The sequence below is a fragment of the Azospirillum sp. TSH20 genome, assembly GCF_003115935.1.
Lineage (GTDB): Bacteria > Pseudomonadota > Alphaproteobacteria > Azospirillales > Azospirillaceae > Azospirillum.
Genome location: NZ_LGQU01000003.1, coordinates 1 through 16,683, shown reverse-complemented (window position 1 = coordinate 16,683; position 16,683 = coordinate 1). Strand labels below are relative to the sequence as shown.

Below are 16,683 nucleotides of genomic sequence, written 5' to 3'. Positions count from 1 at the left end.
TTCGCGGGTCCCTCCCTCCCCCGCTTCGCAAGGGAGGGACAGCTTGCCCCCTCCCCCGTGTCGGACGGACCTACGGTCCGCCGAGAGCGCGGGAGGGTCGGGGTGGGGGTATCGACCTGAGCTGAAACGAGGACCCAATGAGCGACTGGAGCGCCGGCTATGTGTCGGACATCGAATATCTGCCGGGCTTCTACCGTGAACAGGGGCCGGCGCATCTGACGCTGAGCTGCCTGATCAACGGCATCGCCCCGCCGTCCACGGCGAACGGGTTCGACTATTGCGAACTCGGCTGCGGCCACGGCACGACGGTGGCGCTGTTCGCGGCGGCCAACCCGCAGGGGCGGTTCCATGCGGTGGACTTCCACCCCGCCCACATCGCCCGCGCCCGCGATGCCGCCGAGGCGGCCGGCCTGACCAACATCAGCTTCCATGAGGCGAGCTTCGCCGAAATGGCAGAGGGCGAGGGGCCGGAGCTGCCGGAGTTCGACTTCGTCACGCTGCACGGCGTCTACAGCTGGGTCAGCCCGATGAACCGCGGCGCCATCGCGCGCTTCCTGGCGAAGAAGCTGAAGCCGGGCGGGCTGGTCTATGTCAGCTACAACGCCATGCCGGGCTGGGCGCCGATGATGCCGCTGCAGCGGCTGCTCTACGAATATTCCGGGCTGGTCCACGAGCGTAGCGACCGGCAGGTCAAGGCCGGGCTCGACTTCGCCGAACAGCTCTACAAGGCCGGCGCCAAGATCCTGGGCGACGAGGCGATGTTCGGCAAGCTGCGCGGCGAGACCAAGACGCAGAGCGCCACCGACCAGTCGGTCTATCTGGCGCACGAGTATCTGAATGGCAGCTGGCAGCCGCTCTATCATGTGGATGTCGCGCGCGAACTGGGCGAGGCGAAGCTGACCTATGCCGGTTCGGCCACCCTGTTCGAGAATTACCCGGACCTCGCCCTGACGCCCGACCAGCGCAAGGCGCTCGACAGCATCGGCGTGCCCAGCCTGCGCGAGACCTTCAAGGATTACTGCGTCGGCCGGCCCTTCCGTCGCGACGTCTTCGTGCGCGGCGCCCGGCGCATCAGCGTGGCCAAGCGTGACGCGATGCTGATGGACATGGCGATGGCGCTGACAATCCCGCGGGCCGACGCCCGCACCACCATCCAGGTGCCGCTGGGCGAGGCGACGCTGGAAGCCAAGCATTACGAACCGATCTTCGACGCGCTGGCCGACGGGCCGCGCCGCATCGCCGAGCTGATCGACCTGCCGGAGGTGCGACGGGCAGGCGGCAACCTGTCGGCGGTGGAGATCGCCGGCATGCTGACCGGCTCCAACCAGGCGATCCCGGTGCCGAACCCACCAGAGCGGGCGACGCCGCTGCCGGGCGTGCTGGCCCACAACCGCGCTGCTGCTAACGAACTCGCCACCAGCGAGGGGCGCAAGAGCAGCGCCTTCGCCGCTTCGATCGGCGGGGCCGGCCTGCATGTCAGCACGATGGAGGCGCTGCTCTATGACGGCCTGTGCGAAGGCGTGCCGGAGACGCTGGACGCGCTGGTCGGCCACGCGATGCGCCGTCTGGCCGCGCCGGAAAATGCCGACGACGCCAGCCGCAAGGCCATCACCGACAGCATGGACTGGTGCCTGCGCAACAGCCTGCCGGTCTGGCGCAAGCTGGGCGTGATCGGATGACAGGGGCCGGTTGGGGCGGGCGTCAGCCCGGCGGCATCGCTCCGGCACGGGCGTCCTGCATGGGACGCTGTTCCGCCTGATGCCGCCACGCCATCGCCTCGTCCTCATCCTCCGCGCCGCTTTCCTCCGCGCCACCGGCCCAGGCCGGGACGACGGTCTGGCGCAGCTCGGCCAACGCGACCAGCGCTTCGCGGTCGCCGGCCGCGGCGGCGGCCTGCAGCCAGAGCGCGGCTTCGGCGGCATCGCGCTCCAAGCCGACGCCCTCGCGCAGGCAGAGGCCCAGGCGGTACTGGGCGGCGGGGTGGCCCTGTTCGGCGGCGGCGCGCAGCCAGCGCACCGCCTCGACTTCGTCGCGGTCGACGCCGCGGCCGTCGAGCAGGAGAAGGGCGAGGTTCACCTGGGCGGGGGCCGAATGCTGCAGAGCGGCCAGCCGGTACCACAACGCCGCCTTGGCCGGGTCGCACGGCACGCCGGCGCCATGTTCATGCATGAAGCCCAGGTTGTTCTGCGCCCCGACATCGCCCTTGGCGGCGGCACGGCGGTACCAGGACACCGCCCGGCGCGGGTCGGGCGGCACGCCGATGCCGTTGGCGAGCAGGAAGGCCAGCATGGTCTGCGCCGCGACATGGCCCTGACGGGCCGCGCGCCGGTACCAGGGCACGGAAGCGACGACATCGGACGTTCGCAGCATCTCCGCCAGCCGGTACTGCGCGTCGCTGTCGCCCAGTTCTGCTCTCATCCGGGTCCAAAGCGTGGGCATGGCAAGCGTGGACATGGCGCCGTTACCTTCGTCAATTGTCCCCCGGGGATCCGCAACACGAACAGCGCGCGAACCGGCTTTATTCCATTTGCCGCTTCGTTGTGGACCGTCCCGTCGCCCCGAGTCTGTCCCGCTGGCGGTCCCGGTTCAACCTCTCCAGCCGGCGGTCGAGGAATTGTCACGCCGGCGCCTTTGGTTAGGGATGACCATCCGTTCGTGCCCTGCTATACCCGAACGTATAAGGGGAAAGGTGTGGTGATGCAGAGGATTGCCGGCTGGATGCGGATCCGGAAGACGACATGGTCCGCTGCCGCCCTGGCCGCAGCGCTGGCGCTGGCCGCCTGCTCCTCCGCCCCGAAGCCGCCGCCGCCGACCACCATCCGGCTGACGGTGGTGGGGGCGAAGGCGCTGAACCCCGATCCCAGCGGCCGGCCGTCGCCGGTGATGCTGCGGCTCTACCAGCTCGGCCCCAGCGACGCCTTCGCCAACGCCGATTTCTTCCAGGTCATGGACCAGGACAAGGCGACGCTCGGCCCCACCCTGCTTGACCGGCAGGAACTTGCGGTGCAGCCCGACGGCCGGCAGACCGTGACGATCCAGCCCAAGCCGGACGTCAAGACGCTGGCCATTGCTGCCGCCTTCCGCGCCTATGAGGAAGCCGGCTGGCGCGCCCTGCAGCCGGTGGAGCCGAACAAGGCGAACAATTTCGTCCTGACCGCCAAGGGCAGCACCATCTCGCTGGTCCGGCAGGATGGCGAGGACGGCGACGCCACAGCCGCCGACGGCGAGGACAAGGGCGACAAACCCGACGCGGAGAAGCCAGCTGCGGACAAGCCCGCCGCTGAAAAGCCGGATGCCGAAAAGCCGAAGGCGGAAAAGCCCAGCGCCGAAAAGGCTGAAACTGCGCCGAAGGTCTCCACCGACCAGCCGCCCGTTGCCAAGCACAACCTGATCGTGAAGGGGCCGTCATGAGCGTCCGGCCGCCGCCCGACAAGAACCCGTTCGACGAACCGGACGACATCGACGCCACGGTGATGCAGCCGATGGCGTTCCAGCGCCCGTCCGCACCGGCCGGGGGTGCCGCCGCTGCCGCTCCGGCGGCCGGATTGGTACCGCCCGCCTTCGGCCAGGGTGCTGCGTCCTACGCCCCGTCCCCCTCGCCGACAGCCTTCTCGCCGCCCGCCTTCGCGTCGGCCAAGCCATCCACTCCGGCGGCATCCGCCCCTGCCGCCTCCGGCTTTGCTCCATTCTCTCCCGGTTTCCGGCCGCTCGACGATGCGACGCTGGCGGCGCTGACCGCTGTCAGCGACAACCCGCTGGTCACCGCCGCCGCCCCCATCCTGGCGACGGTGGTGCGGCTGCGCGACCTGCCCCAGCACCGCGACGTGGAGTCCCTGCGCGAGCGGGTGATCGCGGAGATGCAGCGGTTCGAGGCGGCGACGGTGCGCGCCGGGCTACCCGCCGCCCAGATCCGCAGCGCCGGCTATGCGCTGTGCGCGACGGTGGACGACGTGGTGCTGGCGACCTCCTGGGGCAACCAGAGCCTGTGGGCGCACAAGAGCATGGTCTCCACCATCCAGAAGGAGACCTGGGGCGGCGAGCGCTTCTTCGACCTGCTCGACCAGATGGCAGAGGCGCCCGACCGCCACCTGATGGAGCTGGAACTTTACTACCTCTGCGTTTCGCTGGGGTTCGAGGGCAAGTACCGCGTTCTGCCGCGCGGCTATAGCGATCTGGCGAAGCTGCGCGACCGGCTGTACCGCGTCATCCGCAAGCAGCGCGGCGAGGCGGAGCGCGACCTGTCGCCCCACTGGCGCGGGCAGGCCGACGGCTTCCGTCCGCTGGCGGCCACCATCCCGCTATGGGTTCCGGCGGTGGTGATCGTGGCGCTGCTGGCGGCGCTCTATGCCTGGTTCGTCTTCGCGCTCGCCGACCAGTCCGATGCCGCCTACCGCCGCTTGGCCGGGCTGATCCCGGACAAACCGGTGCAGGTCGTGCGGATCGAGGCGCCGGCCACCCTGCCCGCCCCGCCGCCCAGCCGGACCGTGGCCGACCGCGTCGCCGCGGCGCTGGCCGCCGACATCAAGGCGGGGCTGGTCGAGGTCAGCGGCGGCACCGATGGCCGCGTGCTGGTTCGCACCCGCCTGAACGTCTTCGCATCGGGCAGCGACCGCATCGAACCCCGCTATGTCGAGCTGTTCAAGCATGTTGCCGAGGCGCTGCGCTCCGAAAAGGGCCGCATCGCCGTGATCGGCAACACCGACAGCGTCGCCATCCGTTCGCTGCGCTTCCCGTCCAACCAGGAATTGTCGGAAGCGCGGGCCGACAAGGTGCAGCGGCTGATGACCGAGATTCTGGGCGCCGACGCCGCGAAGGACGGTGGAAGCCGCCTGAGCGCCGAAGGGCGCGGCGACACCGACCCGATCGCCCCCAACACGACGGCGGAGGGCCGGCAAGCCAACCGGCGCGTCGACATCGTGCTGGCGCCCTGACCGATGGCGAAACACCGATGCTGAAATCCATCCTCTCCGCCCTGACCTCCCGCTGGTTCCTGACGCTGGCCGCGGCGCTGTGCCTGGGCGCCATCGTCTGGTTCCTCGGACCGCTCGTCGCCGTGTCCGGCACCTTCCCGCTGGAGGATGCGACCATCCGGCTGGCGGTGGTGTTCGGCATCCTGCTGGTGTGGGCGCTGGCGATGCAATGGTCGCTGTACCGCCACCGCAGCGCCAACGACCGCATGGTACAGGCGCTGACCAAGGCGACGCCGGCCGCCAAGGGCGATCCCGATTCCGAAGCGGTCGGCCAGGAGACCGACCTGCTGCGCGGCCGGCTGCGCGAGGCGCTGGACCAGCTGCGCAAGGCGCGCTTCGGCGGTAAATGGGGGCAGCGCTATCTCTACCAGCTTCCCTGGTATCTTCTGATCGGCGCGCCGGGGGCGGGCAAGACGACGGCACTCGCCAACTCCGGCCTGCGCTTCCCGCTGGCCGCGGAGATGGGGCGGGCGGCGCTGCGCGACGTCGGCGGCACCCGCAATTGCGACTGGTGGTTCACCGACGAGGCGGTGCTGATCGACACCGCCGGCCGCTACATCACCCAGGACAGCCAGCCGGCCATCGACGGCAAGGTGTGGAAGAACTTCATCGCCCTGCTGAAGCGCCACCGCCCGCGCCAGCCGGTCAACGGCATCCTGCTGGCCGTCAGCCTCGCCGAGCTTGCCGCCTGGAGCGAGCCGGAGCGCAAGGGCCATGCCGAGCAGCTGAAGCTGCGGCTGAAGGAGCTGCGCGGACAGGTCGGATCGCGCGTGCCGGTCTATGTGCTGCTGACCAAGGCCGACCTGATCGCCGGCTTCGCCGAGTTCTTCGACGACCTCAGCCGCGAGGAGCGCGAACAGGTGTGGGGCGTCACCTTCCCGCTGGACGACGGCAGGAAGGGCGACGACGCCCCGGTCTATCGTTTCGGCGAGGAGTTCGACGCGCTGACCGGCCGTATCGCCCGCCGTGTGCTGGATCGCGTCCATGGCGAATCCGACATCCAGCGCCGGTCGCTCGACACGCTGTTCCCGGCGCAGATCGCCGCGCTGAAGCCGGCCATCGCCGACCTGCTGATGGTGATCTTCGAGCCCAACCGCTACGAGGAGCGGGCGCTGCTGCGCGGTGTCTATCTGACCAGCGGCACCCAGGACGGCGCGCCGGTGGACCGGCTGTCGGAAATGGTGGCGGGGTCCTTCGGGCTGGAGCGGCCGGTGCTGCCGGCGGCCAGCGGCGGGCGCAGCTTCTTCCTGACGCGCACATTGCGCGAGGTGGTGTTCGCCGAGGCCGGGCTGGTCGGCGCCGACAGCGGGCTGGAGCGGCGGCGGCGACTGCTGCGCAGCGGGGCGATGGCGGCGATGCTGCTGGCCGGGCTGGCGGTCGCCGCCTTCTGGGCGAACAGCTTCGTCGGAAACACCGCGCTGGTCGCCGGGGTGGATGCCGCCGCCGCCAAGGCGCAGGCCGAGCTGGAGCCGCTCGCCGTCGCGCCGCGGTCGCTGACCAAGGTGGACGACACCGATTTCATCACCATCGTGCCGCCGCTGAACACGCTGCGCGCCATCCCCGCCGGCTGGACCGAACCGCCGCCGGTGGAGATGACCGGCGGCCTCTATCAGGGCGACCGGCTGGGCCGGCAGAGCGGGACGGTCTATGGCCGGGCGCTGAACGCCGTGCTGCTGCCGCGCGTCTTCCTGCGGGTGGAAGGGCAGCTGCGCCACGAGCGCGGCCGGCCCGAATATCTGTTCCAGGCGCTGAAGGTCTATCTAATGCTGGCCGGCAAGGGGCCGATGGACAAGGCACTGGTGTCGGAATGGATGGCGCTCGACTGGATGGCGTCGCTGCCCGGCCCCGCCTATGACGGCATCCGGCGCGACCTGCGCACCCATCTCGACGCCATGCTGGCCGCGCCGCTGCCCGCCATGTCGCCGGACGAGGCGCTGGTCGATGAGGCACGTCAGAGCCTGACCAACTATCCGCTGGCCGAACGCGGCTTTGCCATCCTGCGCGACCGTCCGGAGATCCAGGCGTTGGCCGACTGGCGGCTGGTCGACAATGCCGGGCCGCTGGCCGGGCGGGTGCTGATCCGCCCGTCGGGCAAGCCGCTGTCGGACGGCGTCCCAGGCCTCTACACCTATGACGGCTTCCACAAGGCGGTGCTGCCGGCGCTTCCCAAGGTCGCCAAGGCGCTGGTGGCCGAGAACTGGGTGCTGGGCCAGCCGAGCAGCGGACCGCAGGCCCTCGCCAGCGCGCAGCGGCTGGAACAGGGCATCCTCGCCGTCTATCTGGATCGCTACGCCCGCCAGTGGGACGAGATGCTGGGCGACGTGGTGATCGTGCCGCTGCGCAGCCTCAACCAAGCCGCCGACGTGCTGAACACGCTGTCCGGCCCGCAATCGCCGCTGAAGCTGTGGCTGACCGCCGTGGTTCGGCAGACCACGCTGGCGCCCGGCCCGAACGACAAACCGGCGGACGGCAAGGGGCCGGTGGCCGGCGGGCCGTTGGCTGGGGTGGCGCAGCAGGCGCAGGCGGGTGAGAAGGCGGTGGAGTCCACCGGCACCAACGCCGCCTATCTGGCGCGGCTGGCCGGCGTCTCGCTCCAGCCGGAGGGTCCGCCGCCGGGCCAGCCGATCAACGACCATTTCAAGGCTCTGCGCGAACTGGTGCAGGGCGAAGGCGGCGCACCGCCGAAGCTGGACGAGTCACTGAAGTTGCTGGGCGAGCTGTATCAGCAGATCGCGCGGGCCGCCAACGCGCCCGACCAGAACGGCGCGCTGCTGGCCGGTCTGGCCGGCGGTGGCGACAAGGGAGCCGTGGCGGCCCAGCTGCGCACTCTCGCCCGCGACCTGCCCGACCCGGTCGGCGGCATGGTCGCCACCGTGGCGCAGAGCGCGGCGACGGTCAGCGCCGGCGGTGCGCGGACGCAGATCAACAGGGCGTGGCAGTCAACCGTCCTGCCCTTCTGCCGGGCGGCGCTCGACAACCGCTTCCCCATGGTGCCGAACAGCCCGGTCGACGTGACCTCGGCCGATTTCGCCAAGCTGTTCGCACCGGGCGGCATGATCGACCAGTTCTTCAACACCAACCTGCGCCCCTTCGTCGACATGACGGTCAGCCCCTGGGCGTGGCAGAAGGTGGATCAGGTCGATCTGGGCATCCCACCCGCCGTGCTCGACCAGTTCGAGCGGGCGGCGCGCATCCGCGACAGCCTGTTCCCGGCCGGGGCCACCGCCGCCAAGGTGGTGTTCGAGATCACGCCGGTGGAGTTGGACGCCAAGGCAACCCAGGTGGCGATGGACATCGACGGCCAGACGCTGATCTATCAGCACGGCCCGCCCCGCCCGCAGGTGATGAAATGGCCGGGGGCGGAGGGCACCAGCAGCGTGCGCCTCGGCTTCGGCCCGCCGCTGCCGGGCGAACCGGCCGGCATCTCGCGTCAGGGTCCCTGGGCCTTGTTCCATTTCCTCGCCGACGGCAAGCTGGAGTCCACGCCGCAGCCCGACCGCTTCACCTTCTCGGTGACGGTGGGCACCCGCAAGGCGGTCTTCGCCCTGCGGGCCGACAGCGTGAACAACCCCTTCGGCAAGAACCTGCTGGAGAGTTTCCGATGCCCGACGGCGCTGTAGGCGGCGTGCTTCCCGGCCCCATCGGCCCCTATCGGGTCGAGGGGGTGCTGGGCCAGGGTGCGATGAGCGTGGTCTACCGCGCCACCGACGGGCGATCCGGACAGCCGGTCGCGCTGAAACTTCTGCGCGCTGAGCTGCTGGCGGCGGCGGAACGCAACGCCGTCCTCGCCCGCTTCGGGCGGGAGGCGCAGATCGGCCTGAAGCTGGACCACCCCAACATCGTCCGGGTCCATGACTACGGCACCTTGGACGCCGCCCAGGGCGACGCGCCCTACCTCGCCATGGAGCTGATCCAGGGGCGGGAGCTGAAGCAGTATCTGGAGGCCGACACCCCGCTGTCGGTGCAGCAGGGCGGCGCGCTGATGGCGGCGGTGCTGGACGCGCTGGCCTTCGCGCATGCCCGCAACGTCATCCACCGCGACATCAAGCCGGCCAACATCGTGGTGCAGGAGGATTTGACGCCGAAGCTGGCCGATTTCGGCATCGCGCAAATCTCCTCCTCCGACCTGACCCAGGCCGGCGACCTGCTGGGCACCCCCGCCTACATGGCACCGGAGGTGCTGCGCGGGGAGAAGGCCGACGCGCGCAGTGACCTGTTCTCCGCCGGGGTGGTGCTCTATTACCTGCTGGCGCAGCGGCGGCCCTTCTCCGGCTCCGTCGCCACGGTGATGCAGCAGATCCTGTTCGTCGAGCCGCCGCCGCCGTCGCACGGCAATCCGGAACTGCCGCCGCCCTTCGACACGGTGATCCTGAAGGCGCTGGCCAAGGCACCAGCCGATCGCTACGCCAGCGCCGCGGAGTTCGCCGAGGCGCTGCGCCACGCGCTGGCGGTTGCCAGCACCATGCGGGTGGCGGTACCCACAGCCGAGCAAACCCTGTTCAATGCCGAGGTTCCGACCGTCGCCCCCTTGCGCGACCGCGACGCGCTGGCCGCCGCGCTGGAAGCGGCCCTGCGCGCCATCCCCGGCCAGCCGCTGGACGCCCGCAAGCTGACCGAACTGCTGGACATGCTGGCCGACTGGCAGGCGGGCAGCGGCGGCGACGCCCAGCGCTGGCAATCGGTGCTGCTTGGCGCCGGGATCGAGCCGCTGACCGAGCTGATCGTCGCCTCCACCCCGGCGCCGCGCGCCGCCCCTGCCAGCCAGCGGCGCGACTGGATGCCGATGGTCCGGCTGTTCGCGGCGATGACGCGCGCGCTGGCCGGCACGCCGGCGGCGGATCGGGCGAAGATGGCGGCGGCCCGCATCGCCTTCGACCTGTCCGGCCGCTTCTTCCTCTATTCCGGCGAACTCAACCGCGTGCTGATGGACGGCGACAACCCGGACATCCAGATGCTGTCGCTCGACTTCCTGCGGCTGGAAATCCTGCAGCACGCGCTGGAGGAGCTGGGCGCCGAGGCCGAACTGGCGCAGAGCCGCAGCGCCATGCTGATGTTCGCCGTGCAGGTCATCCGCAAGGTGACGCAGATCCTGCGCGCCTGCACCGACGGCAACGACGGGCTGGCCCGCTTCGGCGTCGCCATCATCCTCGCCAACATCGAGGAGCTGATCGTCATGGCGCAGCGCCTTTTCGAGACCGGCGGCCAAGCGACCGGCGGCCTGCCTCAGGACGCGGTGGCCGAGTTCATCGCCGCCGCCGGCCGCTTCGCCAGCCTGTCGGTTGAAGAGCTGCGCGGCGAGGTCGCGACCGGAGCCGGCACGGCGGAGAGCTTCGCCGCCCGGCTGCGCGGCGTCGGCCAGCTCTATCTGTTCGCCACCCGGCTGACGGCGCCCGATTGCGCGGCGCTGATGCACAGCCTGTCGACCATGCTGTATGGCCTCGTCGCCGGGCTGACCGCCGATCTGGGCAATGCGCCGGTCGGCGACACCGGCGCACGAAGCCGTCTGGTGGCGCTGGCGGAGATGGCGAGCGGGCTCGGCTGGAGCGAGGTGGAGCGGATCGCCCTGACGGCCCTGCGCCGCTGGGCAGTGGCCGGCGTGGCGGCATAACGGGCGGAATGGAGGCAGAGGAGCGGATGAACGACACCCTGACGAACCGCCTGGAGATGGTCCTGCGCAATGACCTGTCCGAACTGGAACGGCTGGCCGCCGCGGTGGACGAGTTCATCGAGCGCAACGACCTGCCCCCCGCCCTCGCCTTCAAGTTCAACCTCTGCTTCGACGAACTCATCACCAACACCGTGTCCTACGGCTATGGCGATGCCGGCCCGCACGAGATTCTGGTGCGGATGGAAGCGGACGGCACCGAGCTGCGGGCGGAGGTGGAGGACGATGCCGACGCCTTCGACCCCTTCGCCGAAGCCCCACCCCCGGACCTGACCAGCGACGTCGGCGACCGCCGCGTCGGCGGCCTTGGCGTGTTCCTGGTCCAGAAGACGATGGACCACGCCAGCTACCGGCGCGAGGGCGACCGGAACCTGATCCTGCTGTCCAAGAGCATCGGCTGAGGGCCGCGGGGCTGAAGGCTTTCGAAAAGACGCAACCGGAAGCGGCAGCGCACTCTGCAAAACTCACTTCAAAAAATCGTCATCTATGCCTTGTCGACCTTACGGTTCGACCCAAAAGCCGGCAGTCCGGGCAAGTCCCCATCGTCGATAAGGTCATATTGATGGCCTTGCGGACTTCCCGCGGTTTTCATCGAATGTCGGCAAATTGCCTTCCATGACAATCCAGCAAAGCAGAGCGTTTCGCTCTGCAACAACCCGACACATGACAAGCCGGGCAAATTCTTGCAATATTGGGGATAGCCCCAGGTTGCGGGCGGGATCGGCCATTCAGGCTTCTCGCGGCGGGATCGGGGCAATGCCATGGAAGGCAAACGCTAACGTGTGGAGTCGACGCATCATGACCGGGTCGCAGTGCCAAGAGGCACGCCTGCGTCTTGGCTGGTCGACACGGATGCTGGCGAACAAGGCCGGCGTTCCGTGGTACGCCGTGATGAATCTCGATTACGGAACGGGCGAGGTCGACCCGGCCATCGTCGATGCCCTCGCCCGCGCCTTCAAACAGGCCGGCTTGGAGTTGCGCTGAGCCCAATGCCTCTCTCCCGCCCCGGGAGAGAGCTTCCCGTTCATTTCGTTTTTCCGGCAGTCTTTCCAGCTTTGCCCTTTTCCGCCGGGCGGTCGATGTGTTTGGCCGATTCGGTATCGGGGGTGATCGGTTTGCCGGTGTCCGACACCGCCTTGGCTGCGTCGAGCGGATCGGCGATGTCGCGGTCGGGTTCGTTGGACAGCACATTGCTGCTGGCGGGTTTCTGGTCTGCCATGGGATGGCTCCTTCGATAGGGTCTCGCACACCACAACAGCCCGGCGCGACGGAAGTCCCCTAGTCGCCGATCCCCTTCTGCGCCAGCACCAGGAAGACCTTCTCCTCCAACTGGTCGGGCGTGAAGGGCTTGGCGATGTAACCGCTGACCTGATGGGCGAGCGCCTTCTTCACCGCCTCCAGCGTCGCCAGCGCGGTGACCATCAGGAACGGCAGGTCGCTGCGGGACTCGCGGACCTGCTTCAGCAGGTCGAGACCGCTCAGACGCGGCATCATCCAATCGCAGATGATCAGGTCGTAGGCGGTCCCATCGGTCTGGAAACGCTCCAGCGCCTCCTGCCCGTCGGCGGCGCTGTCGACATGGCCGATGCCGAGGTCCTGCAGGACGGAGGCGACCAGGGCGCGCGGCCCGGCCTCGTCATCCACCACCAGAACGCGCTGCGCGGCGAGGTCGATGAAGGGCACGCCCACCATCGCCAGCGATTGCCGAAGCCAGTTCGCCCGCGCCGTCCGTTCCTTCGCCCCCGGCGCGTTCAGCAGCACATGGCGGACGAAGCGCGGGCGGTGGCAGTGGCGGTAGAGCACACGGGCCACCGCCAGCCGGCTCTTGCCGCTGCAGATCGCCCCCTCCCCCGCCAGCCGGACGATGTCGAGCACGCTGTCCACCGGCGGATCGTCCTTGGCCTGGATCAGCGGGGCCAGCACGCGCTGGGTGCGCAGAAAGGCGTTCTGGATGTCGTCGAGCTGGCCGCCGAGATACTCCCGCTCCTCCTCCGGGAAGGCGCTGGACAGCACCATGCGCTGCACCTCCGCCAGCCCCTTCAGCTTCTCGTTCCGGTCCTTCCAGCAGTCCAGCAGGCGGCCGGCGAAGTCGCGGCTGTCGAAGAAGCTCTTCAGGTAATCGGTCACCGCCTTGGCCGCGGAGGGCGACAGCGGCATCTTCTGAAGCACGAACAGGATGCGCAGCTTCTGCATGAAGTTGCGGCCGCGGGTGATCTCCGGGACCGTATCCTCGTTGACCAGCAGGGCGGTGCGGCGCTGAAGGGCCGCCTCGGTGCGGGCGCCGCCGACATAGGCGCCCTCGCGGTCGCGCAGGCGGGCGGACAGGTCGCTCAGCGCCAGGATCTCGCGCTGCACCGCCTCGATGCCGAACATGTCGCCGGCGCTGGCGATGGTGAAGCAGGCGGGCTTGGCCATCTCGCGGCGGAAGGCGGCGGCCAGCGCGTCACGCAGCCCCGGCATCGGCACCCGGCGCATCAGCGCGTCGAGCCGCCGGAACACCGGCGGGGCCTCGTCCGGCATCGGCCGGTCGGCGGCGATCAGCGTCACGATCAGGTCGATCAGCGTGACGAAGGGCGCATCGCGCGCGCAGGAGGCGGTGCCGGCATCGCTCAGCAGGATTTCGCCCAGCAGCCGTTCCAGCGGCGCCAGCGCGTCGGGATGCTCGGTGGTTTCCGCCAGATCGAGCAGCGATTCGGCCTTCTCGGCGAAGTTGCGGCAGGTGGCGATGTGCTGGGTGACGGCGGCGTCGAGCAGGAAGCGGCCGAGGAAGCCGCCGACCGACAGCAGTTCCGCCGCCGTGCCGGGATAGGCGTCGGGCAGGAAGTCGGGCGGCGGGTTTTCCTTCAGCCGCTCGCGCGACAGCCGGGCGATCTCGTTGACCAGCGGGGTCATCGCGCCTTTGCGGTCCATCGCCCGCTCGGCTTGGGTCAGGATGGCGACGAAGGTGGCGGTGTTGGACAGCGTCGTCTGGTGGCGCGGGTGGTGCAGCAGTTCCGTCGCGGTCAGCGCGTTCTCGTCCAGGAAGCGGCGGCAGAAGCGGCCGACGCCGTCGCGGCCGGCGGGCGTGTAGAAGTCGGCAGGCTCGCGGCAGGCGGCGGAGGCCGTCCCCTCCGCCTCGTCCGGCGCTGACTCCGCTGCCGGTCCCTTTGCCGGAGAGTCGTGACGGGACGCCTCCATCCCCGCCCTCACAAGGCCAGAAGATCGCGGAGCGCGGCCAGCAGCCGTTCCGGCGTCACCGGCTTCATCACGATCTGCCGCCCCTCCTGCGCCGTCAGCCCGGCCGCCGTCTCGCGCGAGGCATAGCCGGTCAGGAACAGGATGGGCAGAAGCTGGTTGCGGGTCTCCAGCGCGCGGGCCAACTCCAGACCGTTCATCCGCGGCATCGACACGTCGCTGACCACCGCGTCGAACAGGCCGCCGGCCTCGTCGTAGCGGGTCAGCGCCTCCTGCCCGTCAGACGCCTCCACCACCGTGCAGCCGGCCTCCTCCAGCACGAGGCGCAGATAGCGGCGGACCGAGTCCTCGTCATCGACCAGCAGGATGACCGCCCCTTCTCCCTCGGCGACGTGCAGCGGGTCGAGCCCGGCCGGTTCGGCGGGCGTATCGACGGCCGGCAGATAAAGGGCGAAGGTGGCGCCGTGCCCGGTCTCCCCTGCCATGTCCTCCAGCTCAACGGCACCGCCCGACTGCTGCGCCGTGCCGTAGACCATCCACAGGCCGAGCCCGGTGCCCTTCCCCGGTTCCTTGGTGGTGAAGAAGGGCTCCCAGATGCGGTCACGGATCTCCGCCGGGATGCCCGTGCCCCGGTCCGTCACGCGGATCACCACGTAACGGCCGGGCTTCAGACTGCGATGGCGGGCAAAGAAGGCGTCGTCGGGCGTCTCCACCGCCAGGGCGATGGTCAGGGTACCGCCGTGGGGCATGGCGTCGCGCCCGTTCAGCGCCAGGTTCAGCAGCGCCTGATTCAGCGTGACCGGGTTGACCAGCACATGCGCGCCCTCATCCTCCGCCAGGATCGCCACATCGATGCCGGCGCTGAGCAGCGGTTTCAGGAAGACGCGCAGGTCGCGCACCAGCGGCGCGACGGCCACCACCTCGCGTTCGTCGGTGACGCGGCGGTGGGAGAAATCCAGAAGCTGGCCGGTCAGCGCCGCCGCCCGTTCGGATGCCTTGGCGATCTCCTGCACGCAGGTCAGCACGCGGTCGGGATCGGCGGGGTTGCGTTCCGCCAGCCGGGCGAAGCCGCCGATGGCGGTCAGCATGTTGTTGAACTCATGGGCGATGCCGCCGGCCATCCGGCCCACCGCCTCCATCTTCTGGGCGCGCTGCAGCTCGCCCTCGACCCGGCGACGGTCGGTGATGTCGTTCAACACCAGCAGCACCGCCGGCCCGCCGGAATAGACGGCCTGGCTGGCAGCGACCTCCAGCCGGCGGCGCTCGCCGTCGGGGCGCAGGGCGTCGCATTCCAGCCGCTGCTCCTCGCCGTCGGCGGCACCGGAGAGCATCGTCGCCAGCGCGTCGCCATCCTCCAGGAAGCCGGCGAGCGGCAGGTCTTCCAACGCCTCGGCTGCCATGCCCAGGATCGCGGCGGCGGCGCCGTTGGCGAAGCGGATGGCGGCGCGGTCCCAGATGACGATGCCGTAGGGCGCCAGTTCCACCAGTTGGCGGTAGCGCAACTCGCTTTCGCGCAGGGCGGCGACGGTCCGTTCGAGGCGGGCGGTCTGGTCGGCAAGCTCCTGCTCCCGCGTCTTCAGCTCGGTGATGTCCATCAGGATCTTCACCACGCCGCCGGTGCCGGTGGCATGCTCGCTGATACGGTACCAGCGCCCGTCGGACAGCCGGCCGTCGACCGGAGCGGAATGCTGCAGGTGGCGGGTCAGCCGCTGCTCCACCCAGGCGCCGATGTCGTCCGCGCCCTCCAAACCGCCACGCTCGGCCGCCGCGCGCAGGATCTCGGCAAAGCTGCGGCCGGGGGTCAGCATGTCGGCGATGGTGGGATAGGCGCGGCGGTACTGCTCGTTGCAGATCAGCAGCCGGCCGTCGGCGCTGAACAGGACGAAGCCTTCGGACACGCTGTCGATGGCATCATGCACCACCGCCTGCATGAAGCGCGCCTCCACCAGCGCCAGCGTTTCGACGGTGGCATCGACGCCGCAGCCGCGATAGCCGCGGAAGCGCCCGTCGGCACTGCGCACCGGATCGGCGCTGAGCCGCAGCACGAGGTCGCGGCCGTCCACCCCCTCGAAGCTGACCTCCAGGTCGCGGAAGGGCCGGCCGGCCTCGATGTCGGCACGGTATTCGGCCCAGGTCGCCTCGTCGGCGACCAAGGTCCCCAGGTCGAACAGCGAATCGCCGAACACCGTCCGCGGATCGCAGCCGAGCAGAGCCGTCAGCCCGCCCGACAGCGACAGATAACGGTGGTCCGACCCGGTTTCCCAGAACCAGCCGGGGGAGACGGCGGCAAAGTCGCGGGAACGGGCGCGCAGCCCCTCCAACTCGTCCCGCGCCTGGAGCAGGGCGGCGTCGGAGCGGGCCAGGGCCGAGGCGGCGGACCCGGCACGAACCGCGCTCCACAGGGACAGCCCGCCGGCGACCGCCAGCGCGGCGGCGGCCGGCAGATCGATCCGGCCGGATACGGACAACGCCAGAAGCGTGCCGATGCCGGTCAGCCCGGCCAGGGCGCCGGGAAGCGAGGCGGAAAGACGGGACGGCCCGGTCACCGGTTCAGCGGCACCCGCAGTGCGGAGCGGTCGGTCGGTGTCTGCAACGTCCACAAAGCCTCCGTCGGTCCGGAAGATCGTCCGGCAGCAATGCCGCCGAACTGTCCCGTCTTAGAAGGTCAGGCGTTAACAGCAGGTTTAGCACCCCAGCTTTGGCACGGATGCGACAGCCTGAAGCAGTTCCGGCGACCGGCGGGAGATCCGGGATGCGACGGTGCCCGTATCAACGGGTTGACGTTGAAAAGCCGGTGAGTTTCGCAAGGAAGGACCCCACCATGCCCCCCGCCACTCCCCCCGCTACTCCCACTGGCGCCCCGAAGGCCGACGT

Annotated in this window: 11 protein-coding genes; 7 read left to right on the top strand and 4 right to left on the bottom strand. The window is 69.9% G+C overall.

The window, feature by feature from the left end:
* Positions 1-137 precede the first annotated feature (137 nt).
* On the top strand, positions 138-1,679 hold the full coding sequence (locus tag TSH20_RS01385; protein ID WP_109073045.1) for a class I SAM-dependent methyltransferase: 1,542 nt from the start codon (positions 138-140) through the stop codon (positions 1,677-1,679).
* A 22-nt stretch (positions 1,680-1,701) separates the two neighbouring features.
* Here the strand turns inward: TSH20_RS01385 and TSH20_RS01380 are convergent, their stop codons facing one another.
* Complete coding sequence (locus TSH20_RS01380) at positions 1,702-2,418, bottom strand: tetratricopeptide repeat protein (protein WP_247874414.1); 717 nt, start codon at positions 2,416-2,418, stop codon at positions 1,702-1,704.
* A gap of 300 nt (positions 2,419-2,718) precedes the next feature.
* Between TSH20_RS01380 and tssJ the strand changes: the two genes are divergently transcribed.
* The 6 genes from tssJ (at position 2,719) to TSH20_RS34500 (ending at position 11,619) form a co-directional block, all read left to right on the top strand.
* The gene (gene tssJ / locus TSH20_RS01375; protein WP_109073165.1) at positions 2,719-3,411 is read left to right on the top strand and encodes a type VI secretion system lipoprotein TssJ; all 693 of its coding nucleotides are present in this window, start codon (positions 2,719-2,721) and stop codon (positions 3,409-3,411) included.
* Positions 3,408-4,931, top strand: a complete 1,524-nt coding sequence (icmH, locus tag TSH20_RS01370) for a type IVB secretion system protein IcmH/DotU (protein ID WP_109073043.1) — start codon at positions 3,408-3,410, stop codon at positions 4,929-4,931. Before tssJ ends, icmH begins: the two co-directional genes overlap by 4 nt.
* A 17-nt stretch (positions 4,932-4,948) precedes the next feature.
* Positions 4,949-8,590 (top strand): type VI secretion system membrane subunit TssM, encoded by a 3,642-nt coding sequence (gene tssM / locus TSH20_RS01365; protein WP_109073042.1) that lies wholly within the window; start codon positions 4,949-4,951, stop codon positions 8,588-8,590.
* Complete coding sequence (locus TSH20_RS01360) at positions 8,572-10,578, top strand: serine/threonine-protein kinase (protein WP_109073041.1); 2,007 nt, start codon at positions 8,572-8,574, stop codon at positions 10,576-10,578. Before tssM ends, TSH20_RS01360 begins: the two co-directional genes overlap by 19 nt.
* Before the next feature lie 26 nt (positions 10,579-10,604).
* Positions 10,605-11,036, top strand: coding sequence for an ATP-binding protein (locus TSH20_RS01355; RefSeq protein WP_158281934.1), 432 nt, complete (start codon positions 10,605-10,607; stop codon positions 11,034-11,036).
* A 397-nt stretch (positions 11,037-11,433) separates the two neighbouring features.
* Positions 11,434-11,619 (top strand): hypothetical protein, encoded by a 186-nt coding sequence (locus tag TSH20_RS34500; protein ID WP_136704195.1) that lies wholly within the window; start codon positions 11,434-11,436, stop codon positions 11,617-11,619.
* A 40-nt stretch (positions 11,620-11,659) separates the two neighbouring features.
* Here TSH20_RS34500 and TSH20_RS01350 read toward each other — a convergent pair whose 3' ends face one another.
* Genes TSH20_RS01350 through TSH20_RS01340 form a run of 3 tightly spaced genes read right to left on the bottom strand, consistent with a single transcriptional unit; the run spans position 11,660 to position 16,355 of the window.
* Positions 11,660-11,854 (bottom strand): hypothetical protein, encoded by a 195-nt coding sequence (locus TSH20_RS01350; RefSeq protein WP_109073039.1) that lies wholly within the window; start codon positions 11,852-11,854, stop codon positions 11,660-11,662.
* 59 nt (positions 11,855-11,913) lie between these two features.
* Positions 11,914-13,812 (bottom strand): response regulator, encoded by a 1,899-nt coding sequence (locus TSH20_RS01345; protein ID WP_109073038.1) that lies wholly within the window; start codon positions 13,810-13,812, stop codon positions 11,914-11,916.
* A gap of 8 nt (positions 13,813-13,820) precedes the next feature.
* Positions 13,821-16,355 carry a response regulator gene (locus tag TSH20_RS01340; protein ID WP_247871530.1) on the bottom strand — a complete coding sequence of 845 codons (2,535 nt, stop codon included), beginning with the start codon at positions 16,353-16,355 and terminating at the stop codon, positions 13,821-13,823.
* Positions 16,356-16,683: the final 328 nt, after the last annotated feature.

Coding starts and splice junctions, on each gene's coding strand:
- TSH20_RS01385 (WP_109073045.1), top strand. CDS start 138: ATGAGCGACTGGAGCGCCGGCTATGTGTCGGACATCGAATATCTGCCG.
- TSH20_RS01380 (WP_247874414.1), bottom strand. CDS start 2,418: ATGAGAGCAGAACTGGGCGACAGCGACGCGCAGTACCGGCTGGCGGAG.
- tssJ (WP_109073165.1), top strand. CDS start 2,719: ATGCGGATCCGGAAGACGACATGGTCCGCTGCCGCCCTGGCCGCAGCG.
- icmH (WP_109073043.1), top strand. CDS start 3,408: ATGAGCGTCCGGCCGCCGCCCGACAAGAACCCGTTCGACGAACCGGAC.
- tssM (WP_109073042.1), top strand. CDS start 4,949: ATGCTGAAATCCATCCTCTCCGCCCTGACCTCCCGCTGGTTCCTGACG.
- TSH20_RS01360 (WP_109073041.1), top strand. CDS start 8,572: ATGCCCGACGGCGCTGTAGGCGGCGTGCTTCCCGGCCCCATCGGCCCC.
- TSH20_RS01355 (WP_158281934.1), top strand. CDS start 10,605: ATGAACGACACCCTGACGAACCGCCTGGAGATGGTCCTGCGCAATGAC.
- TSH20_RS34500 (WP_136704195.1), top strand. CDS start 11,434: ATGACCGGGTCGCAGTGCCAAGAGGCACGCCTGCGTCTTGGCTGGTCG.
- TSH20_RS01350 (WP_109073039.1), bottom strand. CDS start 11,854: ATGGCAGACCAGAAACCCGCCAGCAGCAATGTGCTGTCCAACGAACCC.
- TSH20_RS01345 (WP_109073038.1), bottom strand. CDS start 13,812: ATGGAGGCGTCCCGTCACGACTCTCCGGCAAAGGGACCGGCAGCGGAG.